This is a genomic window from Streptomyces sp. NPDC031210 (assembly GCF_055570395.1).
This window is the reverse complement of sequence record NZ_JBVIHH010000010.1, coordinates 188,328-205,549: the sequence shown is the minus strand read 5'-3', so window position 1 is coordinate 205,549 and position 17,222 is coordinate 188,328. Positions and strand designations below refer to the sequence as shown.

Annotated in this window: 13 protein-coding genes, 1 tRNA gene and 1 other RNA gene; 5 read left to right on the top strand and 10 right to left on the bottom strand. The window is 71.2% G+C overall.

The features are described 5' to 3' along the window. Positions 1-190 precede the first annotated feature (190 nt). Positions 191-2,038, top strand: a complete 1,848-nt coding sequence (locus ACZ45Z_RS20160) for a S9 family peptidase (protein ID WP_468364194.1) — start codon at positions 191-193, stop codon at positions 2,036-2,038. Positions 2,039-2,276: 238 nt separating this feature from the next. Here ACZ45Z_RS20160 and ACZ45Z_RS20155 read toward each other — a convergent pair whose 3' ends face one another. Together ACZ45Z_RS20155 and ACZ45Z_RS20150 are read right to left on the bottom strand one after the other, a co-directional pair. Beyond that, a complete protein-coding gene (locus ACZ45Z_RS20155; protein WP_468363965.1) occupies positions 2,277-3,359 on the bottom strand; it encodes an SURF1 family protein in 1,083 nt (360 codons plus the stop codon). Between the two features lie 369 nt (positions 3,360-3,728). Beyond that, positions 3,729-5,186, bottom strand: a complete 1,458-nt coding sequence (locus tag ACZ45Z_RS20150) for a hypothetical protein (RefSeq protein ID WP_468363963.1) — start codon at positions 5,184-5,186, stop codon at positions 3,729-3,731. A 135-nt stretch (positions 5,187-5,321) separates the two neighbouring features. On the opposite strand from ACZ45Z_RS20150, the gene ACZ45Z_RS20145 reads away from it, so the two are divergent. Then, entirely contained in the window at positions 5,322-5,567 is a 246-nt protein-coding gene (locus ACZ45Z_RS20145) for a hypothetical protein (protein ID WP_468363960.1), read from the top strand. A 155-nt stretch (positions 5,568-5,722) separates the two neighbouring features. Here the strand turns inward: ACZ45Z_RS20145 and ACZ45Z_RS20140 are convergent, their stop codons facing one another. The 8 genes from ACZ45Z_RS20140 to ffs all read right to left on the bottom strand — a co-directional run bounded on the left by ACZ45Z_RS20140 (position 5,723) and on the right by ffs (position 14,664). After that, on the bottom strand, positions 5,723-6,385 hold the full coding sequence (locus tag ACZ45Z_RS20140; RefSeq protein WP_468363958.1) for a SigE family RNA polymerase sigma factor: 663 nt from the start codon (positions 6,383-6,385) through the stop codon (positions 5,723-5,725). Between the two features lie 572 nt (positions 6,386-6,957). Further along, complete coding sequence (locus ACZ45Z_RS20135; RefSeq protein WP_468363955.1) at positions 6,958-8,037, bottom strand: aspartate-semialdehyde dehydrogenase; 1,080 nt, start codon at positions 8,035-8,037, stop codon at positions 6,958-6,960. A 38-nt stretch (positions 8,038-8,075) separates the two neighbouring features. Further along, positions 8,076-9,347, bottom strand: coding sequence for an aspartate kinase (locus tag ACZ45Z_RS20130; protein WP_468363951.1), 1,272 nt, complete (start codon positions 9,345-9,347; stop codon positions 8,076-8,078). Between the two features lie 484 nt (positions 9,348-9,831). Further along, a complete protein-coding gene (locus ACZ45Z_RS20125; protein WP_468363949.1) occupies positions 9,832-10,494 on the bottom strand; it encodes a DUF5063 domain-containing protein in 663 nt (220 codons plus the stop codon). Further along, a complete protein-coding gene (recR, locus tag ACZ45Z_RS20120; protein ID WP_468363946.1) occupies positions 10,487-11,086 on the bottom strand; it encodes a recombination mediator RecR in 600 nt (199 codons plus the stop codon). The genes ACZ45Z_RS20125 and recR overlap by 8 nt, the downstream gene beginning before the upstream one ends. A gap of 51 nt (positions 11,087-11,137) precedes the next feature. After that, positions 11,138-11,494, bottom strand: coding sequence for a YbaB/EbfC family nucleoid-associated protein (locus ACZ45Z_RS20115; protein ID WP_468363943.1), 357 nt, complete (start codon positions 11,492-11,494; stop codon positions 11,138-11,140). A gap of 150 nt (positions 11,495-11,644) precedes the next feature. Next, a complete protein-coding gene (locus ACZ45Z_RS20110; protein WP_468363940.1) occupies positions 11,645-14,521 on the bottom strand; it encodes a DNA polymerase III subunit gamma and tau in 2,877 nt (958 codons plus the stop codon). A gap of 44 nt (positions 14,522-14,565) precedes the next feature. Then, an RNA gene (gene ffs / locus ACZ45Z_RS20105) (signal recognition particle sRNA small type) lies at positions 14,566-14,664 on the bottom strand. 120 nt (positions 14,665-14,784) lie between these two features. Between ffs and ACZ45Z_RS20100 the strand changes: the two genes are divergently transcribed. The 3 genes from ACZ45Z_RS20100 (at position 14,785) to ACZ45Z_RS20090 (ending at position 17,143) form a co-directional block, all read left to right on the top strand. Then, positions 14,785-14,872, top strand: a tRNA-Ser gene (locus ACZ45Z_RS20100). A 616-nt stretch (positions 14,873-15,488) separates the two neighbouring features. After that, entirely contained in the window at positions 15,489-15,773 is a 285-nt protein-coding gene (locus ACZ45Z_RS20095; RefSeq protein ID WP_468363938.1) for a hypothetical protein, read from the top strand. A gap of 437 nt (positions 15,774-16,210) precedes the next feature. Further along, a complete protein-coding gene (locus ACZ45Z_RS20090) occupies positions 16,211-17,143 on the top strand; it encodes a PASTA domain-containing protein (RefSeq protein ID WP_468363936.1) in 933 nt (310 codons plus the stop codon). Positions 17,144-17,222 lie beyond the last annotated feature (79 nt).

Here is a 17,222-nt window from a genome sequence, read left to right as displayed (position 1 = left end):
TATCCACAGCCTGGCGACCTCGCCAACGCAAATCTTCGGCCGGGCGCAGAATGGGCCCATGACTGACGAGACCGCAGGCTCCGACCGGCCGACCGCCCCGCCCTCTTCCCTTCACTCACCTGATTCATCCGACGCACCCGACGCACCCACCTCACCTGACGTGGCCACCGCGGCCGGTGCGGGTGCCGAGATGCCGGACTGGGAGAAGCGATTCCGGGCGCCGCGGATCGGGCTGCCGGACTGGGCCGAGGACGCCCCGGACCGTTCCCTGTTCGTCTCGAACGCCACCGGCACCTTTGAGCTCTACGCCTGGGACCGGGCGACCGGCGCGCAGCGTCAGGCCACGGACCGGCCGAACGGCACCACGGACGGCACCCTCTCGCCGGACGGCGAGTGGATCTGGTGGTTCTCGGACACCGACGGGGACGAATTCGGCGTCTGGATGCGGCAGCCGTTCGGGGGCGGCGCGGACGAGCCGGCCACCCCGGGGCTCGCCGCCTCGTATCCGGGCGGCCTGGCGATCGGCCGGGACGGCACCGCGGTCGTCGGGCGATCCACGGACGAGGAGGGTTCGACGGTCCATGTGGTACGGCCCGGGGAAGCTCCGGTGGAGATCTACCGCCACCGCGAGTCGGCCGGTGTGGGCGACCTCTCCCATGACGGTTCGCTGATCGCCATCGAGCACACCGAGCACGGCGACGCCATGCACTCCGCGATCCGCGTCGTGCGCGCCGACGGCTCGACCGTCGCCGAGCTGGACGACACCAACGGCGGGACCGAGGAGCTGGGCCTGTCGGTGATGGGCTTCGCGCCGGTGGACGGGGACGCCCGGCTGCTGGTCGGACACCAGCGGCGGGGACGCTGGGAACCGATGATCTGGGATCCGCTGACGGGCGTGGAGACGGCCCTGCGGATCGACCTGCCCGGCGATGTGGGAGCGGACTGGTATCCGGACGGGTCGGCGCTGCTGGTGGAACACGAGTATCAGGCGCGCAGCGAGCTGTGGCGGTACGAACTGGGCGCTTCGGGTTCGGGTGACGGCGATGCCGACGGGGAGGCGGTCGCCACGGACGCCGGCCCGGTGATGACCCGGGTGGAGACCCCGGCCGGGACGGTCTCGGGGGCGACGGCACGGCCCGACGGGGCGGTGGAGTTCTTGTGGTCCTCGGCCGCGCAGCCGCCGGAGGTGCGGTCGACGAGCGGCAAGGTCGTGCTGGACCCGCCTGGCATGAAGGCGCCCGGTTCGGTGCCGGTGACGGACACCTGGGTGGAGGGGCCCGGCGGCCGTATCCACGCGCTGGTGCAGAAGCCCGCCGGGGAGGGTCCCTTCCCGACGGTCTTCGACATCCACGGCGGCCCGACCTGGCATGACAGTGACGCGTTCGCCTCCTCGCCGGCCGCCTGGGTGGACCACGGCTTCGCGGTCGTCCGCGTCAACTACCGGGGCTCGACGGGCTATGGCCGCGCGTGGACGGACGCGCTCAAGCACCGCGTCGGGCCGATCGAGCTGGAGGACATCGCCGCGGTCCGCGAGTGGGCGGTCTCGTCCGGGCTCGCCGACCCGGAACAGCTCGTGCTGGCGGGCGGCTCGTGGGGCGGCTATCTGACGCTGCTGGGGCTCGGTATGCAGCCGGACGCCTGGGCTGTGGGCCTGGCGGCGGTGCCGGTCGCGGACTACGTCACGGCGTACAACGACGAGATGGAAGCCCTCAAGGCGATGGACCGCACGCTGCTGGGCGGAACGCCGGAGGAGGTCCCGGAACGGTTCGCGGCGTCGTCGCCACTGACGTACGTGGACGCGGTGCGGGCGCCCGTCTACATCTCCGCGGGCGTCAACGACCCACGCTGCCCCATCCGGCAGGTGGAGAACTATGTCCAGCGCCTGGAGCAGCGCGGCCACCCGCACGAGGTCTACCGCTACGACGCCGGGCACGGCTCCCTCGTCGTGGAGGAACGCATCAAGCAGGTCCGCCTGGAACTGGAATTCGCTCAGCGGTACGTGGGTGGGGACGGAGGGGGCAGGGGCGCCAGAACCTGACGGAGAACGGGCCGGGGGGGGAGGGGCGGGGGGGGAGGGGCGGGGGGGGAGGGCCCCCCGGGGGTGGTGCGGCAGATGGGGCAGATGGGGCGGTGTGTCGGCTGAGAGTCGGCCGGCCCTCCCCCGTCGACCGAATCTCCCGAGCGAGCCGACCCTTACACGTGAGCCCGCCCTCTCGCGAAAGCCGGCCCTGACGCGTCAGGGCCGCCCGGCTCGGCGCCGCTCGGCGCCGCTCGGTTCAGCTCCGGCTCGCAGGCTCGCTCTCGTCGCCGGTTGCCGGCGTTTCGGCGGCGGGGGCCTCGGCGACAATCGCGGTCGGCCGGTCGCCCGCACTCGCGTCGGGACCCACTCCGGCATCTGCGACAGCGGAAACGGCAGCGTCGGCGGCACCGGCTCCGGCTCCGGCACCGGCTCCGGCTCCGGCACCAGCTCCGGCTCTGACTCCGGCACCAGCTCCGGCACCGGCTCCGGCACCGGCTCCGGCACCGGCTGCAGGGGCATCGGCGGCTGCGCCAGCCACCGTCGCCCCCTCCTCCGCCCAGATGCCCAGCGCCGCGTCCCTGGCCGCTTCGGCGTCGCGGCGGAAGAGGCGGAACCACATGAAGACGACAAAGCCGGCGAAGACGAACCACTCGCCGGTGTAGCCGAGGTTCTGGAACGCCTTGAGGTCCAGTCCGCTGCCCTCGGCGGCGGCCGGGGGTACGGCGCGGAGCGGGGCCTGGGCATCGGTGACGGTGATCCAGGCGTCGTAGACCTCGTACGGCACGATGTTGACCAGCGACGCCGCGCTGATCATGCCGAGCTGGCCGCGCGGCAGTCCGCCGTCGGCGTGTACGCCGTCGGTGCCCTGGTTCTCGGAAGCCTGTAGGGCGCCGGTGACCGTGACCTCGCCCTTGGGCGGGGCCGGGACCTTCGCCGTGTCGGCCTTGGAGTCCGGGTCGCCGGGCAGCCAGCCCCGTACGACCGGGAGGGCCTTGCCGCTGTCGGTACGCAGCAGGTTCAGGACGTAGAAGCCCTGCTTCTCGCCCTGCTTGTCGTCCAACGTGCGGCCGGGGACGAGCAGTTGGTGTCCGGTGTCGTAGTGGCCTCGGGCGGCGGCCTGGCGGCCGGAAGTGATCTTGTCGACCGGGAGCAGGCGCTCCAGGGGGCGGGCGGCCGCCGTCTTGGCGTCGGCGGAGCGGTTCTCCTGCTGATGGTGCGAGTCGACGCGGTCCTCGAAGCGGCCCATCTGCCAGCTACCCATGAAGACGCAGAAGGGAATCGCCAGTGCGGCGAAGACGTTGATCCCCCACCACCGCGGGGTCAGCAGGAACCGGTACACACCACCACGGTACGGGGCCGGAACGGCGGGCCCGCACCGCCCCCTCCACGACGCGACACCGTTCCGTACACGGCGTGCACACCGTTCCGTACGCGGTTCCCTACGCAGCGACGACGCGGTTCCGTACGCAGCGGGGACGCCTTCCGTACGCGACAGGCAAGGGCAGGAGGAAAGGCGGGCGGGCGAGCACGTTCCGCCAGCAGCCGAGACGCGGCCCGGTGGCCGTCGCCACGCCGACTCGCCGCCCCCCTGGACCCGCACCCGTTGACTGCCAAGCGTCAGCCGCCCGACTTCAGTCACCCGGCGCCCAGCTCCAGCCGCCCAGCTCCAGCCGCCCGTCTTCAGTCACCCGGCCTCAGCCGCCCGGTGTCAGCTCGCCGCCAGGGCCTCGGTGCGGTAGACCGTTCCCGCGCAGGCGTCCGCGATCTTGGTGTCGGCTGCCGTGGGCTCGCCGGCCTCCGGCGTATGGCTGAGTACGACGCCGCCGGACGCCGCTCCGCCGCCGTCACCGCCGCCACCGTCACCGCCCGCCTGGCCGCCGCTCTCGCCCGCTGACGTGGTCGCCGAGTCGGGGGAGCCGTCCGGCGCGGTCGACGCGTCGGGAGTCGGCGAGGGGCCGGGGTTGACGCAGCCGGTGGTGCCGCCGCCGGCTTCCGGGATCCAGGCGAACTTCACTTCGTACGCCTCGCCCGGCTTGAGAATGAGCTGGTCAGGGGTGGTGGCGGGGTCCGGCAGGCCGGTCGCGGCGTCGCCGGAGGTGTGGTCGACGACGTGGATGCGGTCGGGGCTCGTGGAGCCCTGTGCGATCAGGCCGACGGTGCCGCCGCCCTCGACGGAGCAGGCGGTGGTGGAGGTGTTGACCACCCGGAACGCGCCGTAGACGCGTCCCTCGGAGTCCGCCGGGCCGGCCGAGCCGGTGCCCTGGCCCAGTTGTTCGCGTCCGCAGACCGGGGAGGTGACGTCCATGGTCTCGTCGGGGGCGGGGGTGCCCGCGCCCGCGCCGTGGCCCGCGCCGTTCTTCTCCGTGGCTTTGCCCTTGCCGCCGGGCTCCGTCTCGCCGGCCTTCCGGCCGTCCTTGCCGGTGGGCTGCGGGCCGGCGTGCTCGGTGCCCTCGCCGTGCCGGCCGTTCGTGCCGCCCTGGGCGCGCTGGCTGCTCGCGGCGTTGGCGGGCCGGTCTTCGGAGGCGTCGTTGAGGTTCGCGACGTGGACCATGGCCGGAATCGACGTACCGCCGAGCAGCAGCGCGGCGGCCGCGCCCACGACGACGTGCCGACGGCGCTGACGGCGGGCGGGCACGGCGCGGCGCAGTTGGTCCAGCGCGTCGGGCGAGGGTTCGAGGTTGCCGACGCGGGACTGGAGGAGCCGCCTCAGTTCGTTCTCGCCGCCGAGGCCGCCGCCGCTCGCGTGGGCGTGGCCGTCGTCGCCGTCGTTTCCGTCGTCGCTGCCCGAACCGCCACCGTTGGGGGCAGCGGAATGGGACCTGGCGCCGAATCTGGCCATGAAGGCGTCCTCGGCGCTGTCGCCGAAGCCGGCGCGTCCTCGGGTGTCGTCCCGGCCGCTGTGCTCATCGCCGTCGGTGGCGTGCTCGTCGTCCCGGCCGGCGTGTTCCGCGTCGCCATCGGCGTGCTCGTCGTCCCTGCCGGAGTGCTCGATGCGGTCCTCTTGCTCGGTACGGATGTGGTCCTCTTGCTGGGTACGGTTCTCGGTCCGGCTACGGTCGCCTGGTTCGGTACGGTCACCGGGCGCCCCACCGGCGCCCTCGGCGTCGCCCGCGCCACGCTCGCCTCTGGAATCACCGAGGCCGCCAGGACTCTCCACACCACTCACGTCACTTACGTCGTTTACGTCACTCGGGCCACCGGAGCCAGATCGATCGCCCAGGCCCCGGCCCTCACCAGCCGGGCCGGCCTCGTCAGTCCCAGAGCCCCCGCGGCGCCCCCGAGTCCGCCCCTCAGCAGCTCCATGACCCACACCAGCCCCGTGGACGCCTTGGCCACCTTGGTCGCCCTGGCCGCCCTGAGCACCCTGGAAACCGTGAGAGCCATGAACCTCACCAGCCTCACGACCCTCCCGAGCGGCCACCTCGTCACCCTCGGCCACCGCGTCGCGAGCGGCCACAGCCCCCCGAGCCGTCCACGCCCCCCGCGGCTCAAACGATTCTTCCCGGAGCGCCTGCCCCCGCAGACCACCCAGACTGCGCGGCCCTGACAGCCCCTGCGCCCCATTCAGCCGGCCCGACCCACGCACCCTGCCCGGCTCGTAGGACCCAGAGGACCCAAGGAACCCAGGGGATCCAGAAGACCCAGAGGACCCACACAACCCATGCGCCTCAAACGCCCCATGAAGGCCGAACGTCTTGCCACTCATGCTGGAGCCTCCATCGCGACGCGGAGCGCCGCGATGCCCCGCGACCCGTACGCCTTGACCGAGCCGAGCGATATGCCCAGCGTCTCGGCGACCTGCGCCTCGGTCATGTCGGCGAAGTAACGCAGCACCAGCACCTCGCGCTGCCTGCGCTGGAGACCGCGCATCGCCTGGATCAACTGGTCCCGCTCCAGCAGGTCGTACGCGCCCTCCTCGGCGCTCGCCATGTCGGGCATCGGCTTGGACAGCAGCTTCAGTCCGAGGATGCGGCGGCGCAGCGCGGAGCGCGAGAGGTTGACGACGGTCTGCCGCAGGTAGGCGAGCGTCTTCTCGGGGTCGCGCACTCTCCCGCGGGCGGAGTGCACGCGGATGAAGGCTTCTTGGACGACGTCCTCGCAGGAGGCGGTGTCGTCGAGGAGGAGTGCGGCCAGGCCGAGGAGGGAGCGGTAGTGCGCGCGGTATGTCTCGGTGAGGTGGTCGACTGTTGTGCCCGCTGCCATCGCGTCGTCAGTGTCCCCACGCTGAGAAGGAATCTGCGCGGGGCGCGCGGCGGACCAAGGGGCGATCACTGGCATGCCCCCGGACGTGCGGGGCCGCGGCGGGCGCACTGCCGCGCCTGCTGTGCCCGCTGGGGCGATGGTGAATCCGAGTACCTCTGCCACGCTTGTTGGACACGCTTCCCCCTGTAAGGGTTGTACGCGCAAGGCACCGCTTTTGACGATGCATCCAATGCCCTCATGCGTACCAGCTCTTCCTCAATGCACCATTTGTCCCGACGCATTCGCCCCGATACCCGAGACCCCCGAAGCGGCCTCGGGCATCCCCGGGCCACCCTTGGGGGCGGCCACAAAGACGCTCCCCGCCAACTGCCGGTTGCAGTGTGGCGGGGAGCGAATGATCGAACACACCGTCAGCCCAGATCAAGTGGCCGGGGCCAACAATTCGCTCACAGGATCTTCACACGACCCACAAAGTATCTCCTACGCGGTCCCCTCCGCGACGACCAATCCCGCCAACTCCCCTAGAGCGACGGCACTTAGAGCCCCCACCGCGCCGCACTCGGACCGCCCCCCGACCTCCCCGACGCCCCAGGCCCCCTAGGCCCGCAGATACGTAGAAGACCCATAGCCCGATAGACCCATAGAGCCGCAGACCGCCGACCCTAGACCCATAGAGCCGTAGACCCGCAGACCGCCGACCCGCGGCCCCGCAGCCCCATCGCCTAGCTAGCTAGCTAGCCCCTGTCGCCGAACTCCCCCGCCACCAACTCACCGATCTGCGCCGTGTTCAAAGCCGCTCCCTTGCGCAGATTGTCCCCGCACACGAAGAGCTCCAGCGCCCGCGGGTCGTCCAGCGAGCGCCGGACCCGCCCGACCCAGGTGGGGTCCGTCCCGACGACATCGGACGGGGTCGGGTACTCCCCGTGGGCCGGGTCGTCGCTGAGGACGACGCCGGGGGCCGCGGCCAGGATCTCGTGCGCGCCGGCGACCGTGACCTCGTTCTCGAAGCGCGCGTGCACGGCCAGCGAATGCGTGGTGATCACCGGCACCCGGACACACGTCGCGGTGACCCTCAGGCCGGGCAGCCCGAGGATCTTGCGGGATTCGTTGCGGACCTTGAGTTCTTCGGAGGACCAGCCGTCCTCCTGGAGCGTGCCGGCCCACGGCACGACGTTCAGCGCGACCGGCGCCGGGAACGGTCCGAGCGTGTCGCCGACGGCCCGCCGCACATCGCCGGGTGTCGTCCCCAGCTCCGTACCGGATACGGCGGACAACTGCGCACGCAGCGTGTCGACGCCGGCCTTCCCCGCGCCCGAGGCGGCCTGGTAGGAGGAGACGATCAGCTCGCTCAGGCCGTATTCGGCGTGCAGGGCGCCGAGCGCGACGATCATCGACAGCGTCGTGCAGTTCGGGTTGGAGATGATGCCGCGCGGGCGCACCCGCGCCGCGTGCGCGTTGACCTCGGGCACGACAAGGGGCACGTCCGGATCCATCCGGAACGTGCCCGAGTTGTCGACCACCACCGCGCCCTTGGACACGGCGGCCGGCGCCCACTGCGCGGAGACCTCGTCCGGCACGTCGAACATCGCGACGTCGATGCCTTCGAAGGCGTCCTCGCTCAGTGCGACGACCTCCACTTCCTCGCCCCGGACGGTCAGCTTGCGGCCGGCCGAGCGGGGAGAGGCGATCAGCCGGATCTCGCCCCAGATGTCGGCCCGCTCCGAGAGGATCTGGAGCAGGACCGAGCCGACGGCGCCGGTGGCGCCGACGACGGCGAGATGCGGCTTACGGGCCGGGCGGGCGTCCGCCCTCATGGTGACGGCGTGGGACGGACGGCCCGCCTCGGCCGGAATCATCGTCCGGTGCCGCCATAGACGACGGCCTCGTCGGTCTCGCTGTCGAGACCGAAGGCGCTGTGCACGGCCTGCACGGCTTCGTTGACGTCATCGGCCCGGGTGACGACCGAGATGCGGATCTCGGAGGTCGAGATGAGCTCGATGTTCACGCCGGCGTTCGACAGGGCTTCGAAGAAGGTCGCCGTCACGCCCGGGTTGGTCTTCATCCCCGCGCCGACAAGCGAGATCTTGGCGATCTGGTCGTCGTAGCGCAGCGATTCGAAGCCGACCGCCGCGCGGGTCTTCTCCAGGGCGGCGACGGCCTTGCGGCCCTCGTCCTTGGGCAGCGTGAACGAGATGTCGGTCAGGCCCGTGGACGCGGCCGACACGTTCTGGACGACCATGTCGATGTTGACCTCGGAGTCCGCGATCGCCCGGAAGATGCGCGCGGCCTCGCCCGGCTTGTCGGGAACTCCGACGACCGTGACCTTCGCCTCGGAGGTGTCGTGTGCGACGCCCGAGATGATTGCCTGCTCCATCGGCTGGTCCCCTTGCGGTTCGTTGCTGACCCATGTGCCCCTGAGCCCGGAGAAGGAGGAGCGGACGTGGATCGGGATGTTGTAACGACGTGCGTACTCGACACAGCGGTGCAGCAGCACCTTTGATCCGGAGCTGGCCAGCTCCAGCATGTCCTCGAAGGAGATCCAGTCGATCTTCCGGGCCTTCTTCACGACCCGCGGGTCGGCGGTGAAGACACCGTCCACATCGGTGTAGATCTCACAGACCTCGGCGTCCAGCGCGGCCGCCAGTGCGACGGCGGTGGTGTCCGAGCCACCACGCCCGAGCGTGGTGATGTCCTTCTTGTCCTGGGACACGCCCTGGAAACCGGCGACGATGGCGATGTTGCCCTCGTCGACCGAGCTCTTGATACGGCCGGGCGTGACATCGATGATCCGTGCCTTGTTGTGCACGGAGTCGGTGATGACGCCGGCCTGGCTGCCGGTGAAGGACTGCGCCTCATGGCCGAGGTTTTTGATCGCCATCGCCAACAGGGCCATGGAGATCCGCTCTCCGGCGGTCAGCAGCATGTCGAACTCGCGCCCCGACGGAATCGGGGACACTTCCTGAGCGAGATCGATCAGCTCGTCCGTCGTGTCGCCCATCGCCGAAACCACGACGACCACTTGGTGGCCGTTCTTCTTGGCTTCGACGACTCGCTTGGCAACGCGCTTGATGCCCTCGGCATCCGCAACGGATGAGCCGCCGTACTTCTGCACGACAAGGCCCACGTGCGCTCCTCGCAACTGTCTCATCGGGAGTTTCCTCCCGGACCCCCGGAAATGGGGGTACTGCGGTCGGCTCAGTCTACCGAGCGAGCGGAACCCGCCCCACGGATACCACATCCTGAGACACGTGACTCACGCACTGATCACGGACGTGATCCGCTGTGATCAGCGCGGTGATCACCGGTGATCACCGGTGATCGTGCCACCGAGGAGGTCACTGATCCCTCGGCCTCACCGGCCTGCACGCCGTGTCTCGCGGCGGTTCCGCACGGCGCATCGTCGCGCCTGCTCGGCGTGGCACATGCCCGCTTCCACGCGGTGCACACAGGAACGTAACCCAGGTCACACGGCTGTTACCCACCCGGCACGGCCTCCGGGCAGCCTCAAACGCCCAACCGGACGGTCCCTGGCACAGCCTCCGAGCGGCACCCCCGGACGGCCCCCAAGTGCCCCGCACGGCCGCGCCTCACACCCGCAGGGCCGCGCCTCACACCCGCCGCAGCCCCAGCGGCCCCGCGATCTCCGCCGCCATGACCTTGCCGGCCTCCTCCGCGAGCCGTTCCTCGTCAGCGTCGGCGTCGCTGTCGGTGTCGAGGCCGTCCAGGGCGTCCAGCGGCTGGTCGAGGCGTACGTGGGCCACCAGCGACTGCAGGGCGCGCAGCGCGGCCGAGGCGGTCGGGCCCCAGTTGGAGAGGTAGGAGAACTGCCACCACCACAGGGCCTCGCTGATCCGGCCCGCCCGGTAGTGGGCGAGGCCGTGCCGCAGGTCGGTGATGATGTCGGCGAGGTCGTCGGAGACCCGGCAGGGCACCGGCTCTCTGCGCGGCACGTACGGGTCGAAGACCTCGGAGTACACATCCACCGGGTCGAGCAGCGTCGCGAACCGCTCGCGCAGGTCGTCCACGTCCGGCTCCGGACCGGTGTCCGGCTCGTAGCGCTCGTCGGGGACGATGTCCTCGTGGGCGCCCAGGCGGCCGCCCGTGAGCAGGAGCTGGGAGACCTCCAGCAGCAGGAACGGCACCGCGCTGTCCGGTTCGTCGCCCTTGGCGACCTCCGTCACGGCGACGATGAAGCTCTCGATCGAATCGGAGATCTGTACGGCGAAGTCGTCCGGATCCTGCGTCGCGTTGTGCAGCGTGGCATCAGACATCGAGAAGTCTCCTCCCTTCGAAGGCCCGCCCGAGCGTGACCTCGTCGGCATACTCCAGGTCGCCTCCGACCGGCAGCCCGCTGGCCAGTCGAGTCACTCGCAGCCCCATGGGCTTGATCATCCGGGCGAGGTACGTGGCCGTGGCCTCGCCCTCCAGATTCGGGTCGGTCGCCAGGATCAGCTCGGTGACGGTGCCGTCCGCGAGCCTGGCCAGCAGTTCCCGTATCCGAAGATCATCGGGGCCGACGCCCTCGATCGGGCTGATCGCCCCGCCCAGGACGTGGTAGCGACCGCGGAACTCACGCGTCCGCTCGATCGCCACGACGTCCTTGGGCTCCTCCACGACGCAGATGACCGACCGGTCGCGACGCGGATCCAGGCAGACCCGGCACTGCTCCTCCTGCGCGACGTTGCCGCACACGCTGCAGAAGCGGACCTTGGCCTTGACCTCCATCAGCGCGCTCGCGAGCCGGCGGACGTCGGTCGGTTCGGCCTGAAGAATGTGGAAGGCGATCCGCTGCGCGCTCTTGGGACCGACGCCGGGCAGCCTGCCCAGCTCGTCGATCAGATCCTGAACCACGCCTTCATACACGGAACGTCTTCTCTCTCTTCTGCCGTACTACGTACGCTAGTTGGCTACTCCTCAGAAGGGGAGACCTGGGATTCCCCCGCTGCCCAGCCCCTGGGCGAGCGGGCCGAGCTTCTGCTGCTGCAACTGCTGGGCACTGGCGTTCGCGTCCCGCACGGCGGCGAGGACCAGGTCGGCGATCGTCTCGGCCGTCTCCTCCGCGGAACCGGCCTCGGGGTCGATCGCCTTGGGGTCGATGACCAGGCCCTGCAACTCACCGGAACCGGTCACCGTCGCCTTGACCAGACCGCCGCCGGCGGAACCCTCGACGGGTGTCTCCGCCAGCTCCTGCTGGGCGGCCGCGAGATCCTGCTGCATCTTCTGGGCCTGCTGGAGGAGCTGCTGCATATTGGGCTGACCACCGGGGATCACGACGTGACTCCTGCCGTACGACAACGATTGGTGCGATAGCCCGAGCCTACGTGTTTCGGGGGCCGCGCGCCCTACGCCGTACGAAGGAGCACGGATGTGCCCCCGCGGCCGCGCGGCGGGGCGATTTCCCGGCCCCCGCGCGGTGCCGCGCTAGTCGTTGTTGTTGTACTCCTCCACCACCGTGGCGCCCAGTTCGCGGACGATCAGGTCGTGGCCGCTGAGCGCGGAGTCGACGAGATCGGGGTCGTCCTCGGCCGGCATGTCGTACTCGATCGACATCGGCGGGGGCTCCGGCGGGGTGTACGAAGGCTCGGCCGGCCCGGAGGCGCCCCGCCCGCCGCCGGACACCGACGAGGACACGGCCTCCCGCGCCCGCCGCGCACCCTGGCCACCGCCACCGGGTGCGCCGCCCTGTCCGTACTGCCCACCGGGCGCGTCCGCCGCGCCCGGCGAACCCTGCTGCGGCGGCTGCGGCTGCTGGGACTGCTGCGGCGCGGTGTGCTGCGGCCCCGACTGCTGCGAGGCGGGCGCTCCGCCGCCGTAGCCACCACCGGGCCCGCCGTAGCCGCCACCGCCGCTGCGGGGCGCCCCGCCCGACGGCGGGTTGGCGCCGCCCGATGGGTCGACGATCGCCTCGACCCGCCACTGCACCTGGAACTTCTCGGCGAGCACGTCCTTGAGGACGTCCTCGCTCCCGCCGTTGGCGAAGCTGTCGCGCGCACCGGCGTTGGGGAAGCCGATCTGCAGGGTCGTGCCGTCGAATCCGGAGACCTGGGCGTTCTGGCTCAGCAGGATCCACGTGAAACGTCGGCGGCTCTTGACGGCGTCAAGGATCTCCGGCCATAGCTGCCGCACCTGCGCGGCCCCCTGCGCCATTCCGGGCGCCGCTCCGCCCTGCGGCGGCGGCCCGGCCTGTACGGGCCCCGTGGGAGCGGCCGGCGCCCCACCCTGGGCGCCCGGCGCTCCCTGGCCACCCTGAGCCCCTTGGCCGCCCTGCCCCGGCGCGACGGCGGAGGGCCAGCCTCCGGGCTGCCGCCCGCCACCGGTGCCGCTGCCACCCGGGCCGGTGGCGCTGCCGCCCGTACCGCTGCCTCCACCGACACCGCCACCGGCGCCCGGCCACGCCCCGGGCCGCGCGGGCGCGCCTTCGCCACCGGAGGGACCGGCCGGTCCGGAGGAACCGGCCGCACCGGCACCCGCGCCTCCGCCGGACGCGGGACCACTCGCCGCACCACCAGGCCGGCCACCCGCGCCACCAGGCCACGCCCCGGGCCGCGCGGCGCCCCCGTCCCGCTCCTCTCCCGACCCCTGCGCCCCGCCCTGCGGACCGCCGTACTGGCCACCACTCTGGCCACCGAGCCCCTGGCCACCACTCTGGTCGCCGGCCGCCTGGCTGCCGCTCTGGTCGCCGACCGCCTGGCCACCGTGCTGACCGCCATGCTCGGCGCCGTACCGACCGGCCTGCGCACCTGCCCGCACACCGTCCTGCGACGCCGCCGCTCCCGCACCGTCGACCGGCCGCTGATGCTGCGGCGGTTCCGCACCGGGCTGGGCACCCTCGGGCGCCCCCGCCGCCCCACTCGGCCCACTCGTCCCCGGAGCCCCGGCACCGGCCGAACCCGCACCGGCCACTCCCGCCGGCCCCGCACCAGCCGCTCCGGCCGCCGGTCCCCCCGCACCGCCGCCCACGGCTCCCCGCACCGCGGCCCGTACGGCCGCCGGACCGCTCGGCCCGGCCGGAGGCGCCACCGGATGGGCCTCCGGCCCGGGCACATACCCGGCCGCCGGTCCACCCCCGGAAGAGACGACCGGCGCCACACCCCCCACGCCGCCCATGGCGGGCACGCCGCCGCTCAGCGCCGCCGCGGACGCGCCGCGCTCCAGCCGGTCCAGCCGCGCCTGCACGGACCGCTCGTCGTCGTACGCCGCGGGCAGCAGCACCCGCGCACAGATCAACTCCAACTGCAGCCGCGGCGAGGTCGCCCCGCGCATCTCCGTCAGGCCCGTATTGACCAGGTCGGCGGCCCGGCTCAGCTCCGCCGCACCGAAGACGGACGCCTGCGCCGTCATCCGCTCCACGACATCGGCCGGGGCGTCGATCAGCCCCTTCTCCCCCGCGTCCGGCACCGCCGCCAGAATCAGCAGGTCACGCAGCCGCTCCAGCAGGTCAGCGACGAACCGCCGCGGGTCGTTCCCACCCTCGATCACCCGGTCGACGACCTCGAAGGCCGCGGCGCCGTCCCCGGCCGCGAACGCGTCGACGACGGAATCGAGCAGCGAACCGTCCGTGTACCCGAGCAGGGCGGTCGCCATGGCATAGGTCACACCGCCCTCACCGGCACCGGCGAGCAACTGATCCATCACGGACATCGAGTCACGCACCGACCCGGCCCCGGCGCGCACCACCAGCGGCAGCACCCCGTCCTCCACGGAGGCGGCCTCCCGGTCGCACACCTCCGCCAGGTACTCCCGCAGCGTCCCGGGCGGCACCAGCCGGAACGGGTAGTGGTGCGTACGCGACCGGATCGTCCCGATGACCTTCTCGGGCTCCGTCGTCGCGAAGATGAACTTCAGGTGCTCCGGCGGCTCCTCGACGACCTTCAGCAGGGCGTTGAAGCCCGCCGAGGTGACCATGTGGGCCTCGTCGATGATGTAGATCTTGTAGCGGCTGCCGGCCGGCCCGAAGAACGCCTTTTCGCGCAGCTCACGGGCGTCGTCGACACCACCGTGCGAAGCGGCGTCGATCTCGATCACGTCGATCGATCCCCGGCCGTTCCTGGCCAGGTCCACGCACGACTGGCACGTCCCGCAGGGCGTGGGAGTGGGACCTTGCTCACAGTTGAGGCAGCGCGCCAGGATCCGGGCGCTGGTCGTCTTGCCGCAGCCGCGCGGGCCACTGAACAGATACGCGTGGTTGACGCGGTTGTTCCGCAGGGCCTGCTGGAGCGGATCGGTCACGTGCTCTTGCCCGATGACCTCGGCGAAGGTCTCGGGTCGGTAGCGGCGGTACAGCGCGAGGGACGACACGCTTACGACGATATCGGGCCCCACTGACAACCGACCCGCCCGCGAACGCAAGCGCCCCCCACGCACCCGCCAGAGCCGACCTACCCTTGCTGCCTTCCGGCCCTGGGGGAGTTCAGTCAGATAGCGCCACGTGAGGGGCTGCGCACCACAGTAGCGGATCCCCCACCCGACAAACGACCCGACCCCACCTCCGAACCGCGCCCCACCCCCCTCCCCCGGATCATGTTCGCGAGCACTCCCCAACGTCTTGTATTGTTTGCGGCGGAGGATTCGCCTAGTGGCCTAGGGCGCACGCTTGGAAAGCGTGTTGGGGGCAACCCCTCACGAGTTCGAATCTCGTATCCTCCGCCAGTGCCTCACCGGGCACGATTCGAAGGGCCCCACCGCTTGCGGTGGGGCCCTTCGGGGTTCTCCGTCTCATCTCTCGTCTCAGTCGGCCTTGGCGGGGCCCAGAGCGCGTCTCCGATCTGCTGGGCTCTGCTGCGCGATCTTCCCGAGCCGGCCCGTGTTGTGCATGTACCGAGCGCGCTCCCGGGCCGCTCTCCCCGGCTCCCGACCCTCGATCGCGTCGATCATGACGTCCGGGACGCCGAGGAGCAGCAGAACGGGCCCCACTGTGTGACGAGCGTCATCAAGCCGCTCGCGGTCCTGGGTCTCCCGGTGCTTCCGGAGGAGCTTGATCAGAGGGTCAGGCAGACAGAGGGTCAGGCAGACAGAGGGTGCGTCGGCCCGCAGGCGACTTGGTGGACCTGTTGCGATGCCCATCGTTAGTGGGGCCGGACGCTCGGAGCCCGATAGCGCGCCGCCCAGCCCATGCACCAGCGCGGAAGCTGAACCCATGACTGGGCGAGACGGACCTGTGCATGCCGAGCTTCGACATGAAGTGGCCGGCCGAAGGAAAGTCCCGCCCGCGCTTCGGCGAGTACCGCCGCACCCGGACGCGCTGAGTTGGTGCCACGATCCCGTCATGGCAAGCACGCAACTACCCGCAGGCTGGACCCTTGACGAGATCCGCAAGGTCTCCGGCGATCAGGAGGCCATACCTCTCGACATCGAACGTGCCGTCGAGTGGGTGGCCGGTCCGGGAGATCATGAACGGATCCGCCCGGAGATCGTCTTGGGGTTTCATGACCTGTGTCTGGTGAAGCCGGTCAACGACGAGGACTGGTACATGGGCAGCCTCAACGACGACGGCAGTGTCGACTGCTGGAGTGCCTACAGCGATCTCTACGAGGCGCTTCGCGGTCTGTAGCCCGACGGGATCGTTCCAAGTCAGCACGGCAGGGCCCGTCTCGGTTTCCGGCTCATTCAGTTACGTTCACGGCCGTTCGGGAAGCCTCCGCAGCAGGGGCCACGCCATGGGCCTATCGGCCATGGACGCAGGGGAATTCCTCTGTGCGTGGCCCGGCGAGCCACGTACAGAGTGGGGAAGCGTGTTGGGGGCAACGCCTCACGAGGTCGAACCTCGTACCCTCCGCCAGTGCCTCACCGGCACGAGGGCCCCATAGGTCAGATCTGACGGTTGTCCCCGGTTCGGCAGCGAAGCCTCCAGCCGCTGCGTACTCTCGTCGGCCACCCCCCGAGTCTCGCTCGAATCTCCCCGAGGGAACGGCTTTGCACCCGTCACATCCGTACGTCTCGCAGCCGCCTGTGCGGCGCTGGTGGCAGCACCCGGCGTTAGTCATCCTCTTGCTGATCTTCTTCCCGCCCGCCGGGGTCGTGCTGGCATGGCTCACGCGCTGGAGCCCGGCGAAGAAGATCATCGCAATCGTGCTCTCCCTGCTCTGGTTCCTTGTGATCCTCCTGTCGGACCCGAAGACGCCGCAGGATGACGCGAAGGCCAAACCGCCGCAGAAGCCCAGCACGGGGCGGTCAGCCGCCGCGTCGCCGACGCCCAGCAGGAGCGGGCCTCCCCGCTACGTAGGGAAGACCCTCAAGGAAGCCAAGGATGCGGCGGCCACGGACGGCTACGACGCCGTCTCCCACGACGCGTCCGAGAACGACGCCGGACAGTGGGACGCCGACAACTGGCACGTGTGCTTCCAGGCGAGGGCGAAGCAAGTCGGAGCAAAGCCGACGCTGGACTTCGGCGTGGTCCGGAGCGGGGCTCCCTGCCCGGCCAAGGACGGCGCCCCGATCCCCTGGTCGAAGATGCCGGACGTGGTCGGCATGACCTTCGCCGAGGCGCCGGAGTCGGTGGAGAAGCGGGGAATCACCGACATCGAGGCGGAGGGCGCGTACACCGATGTCGCCCCGCCCGCCGAGCCGGACGAGTGGAAGGTGTGCTTCCAGGAGCCCGAGGCCGGCGAGGAAATCCAGGACCCGGAGCAGCGGACGGCGTCTCTCAAGGTCGCCGAGCCCGGCACCTCGTGCCCGAGGTCGGAGGGCAGCAGGCTGCGTCCGCTTCCGAGTCCCTCTGACCGGGAGGACGACGGCTCCGACAGTTCCGGAGGCTCCACGTCTTCGGGCGGCTCGGGTGGCTCGGGCGACAGCGGCGGCAGCCGACCGGTCAAGCGTCCCGGTTCGTTCTGCGCCCCCGCCGGTGCGGTCGCTGTCTCCTCCGCCGGCACCCCTCTGGTCTGCGGCCCGGCCTCTGACGGCCGCAATCGCTGGCACTCCTGATTCCGACGTCGAAGCCAGCGTCGGATTGCGACGTCGAAGCCACCGTCGGATTGCGACGTTGAAGCCACCGTTGAAGCCT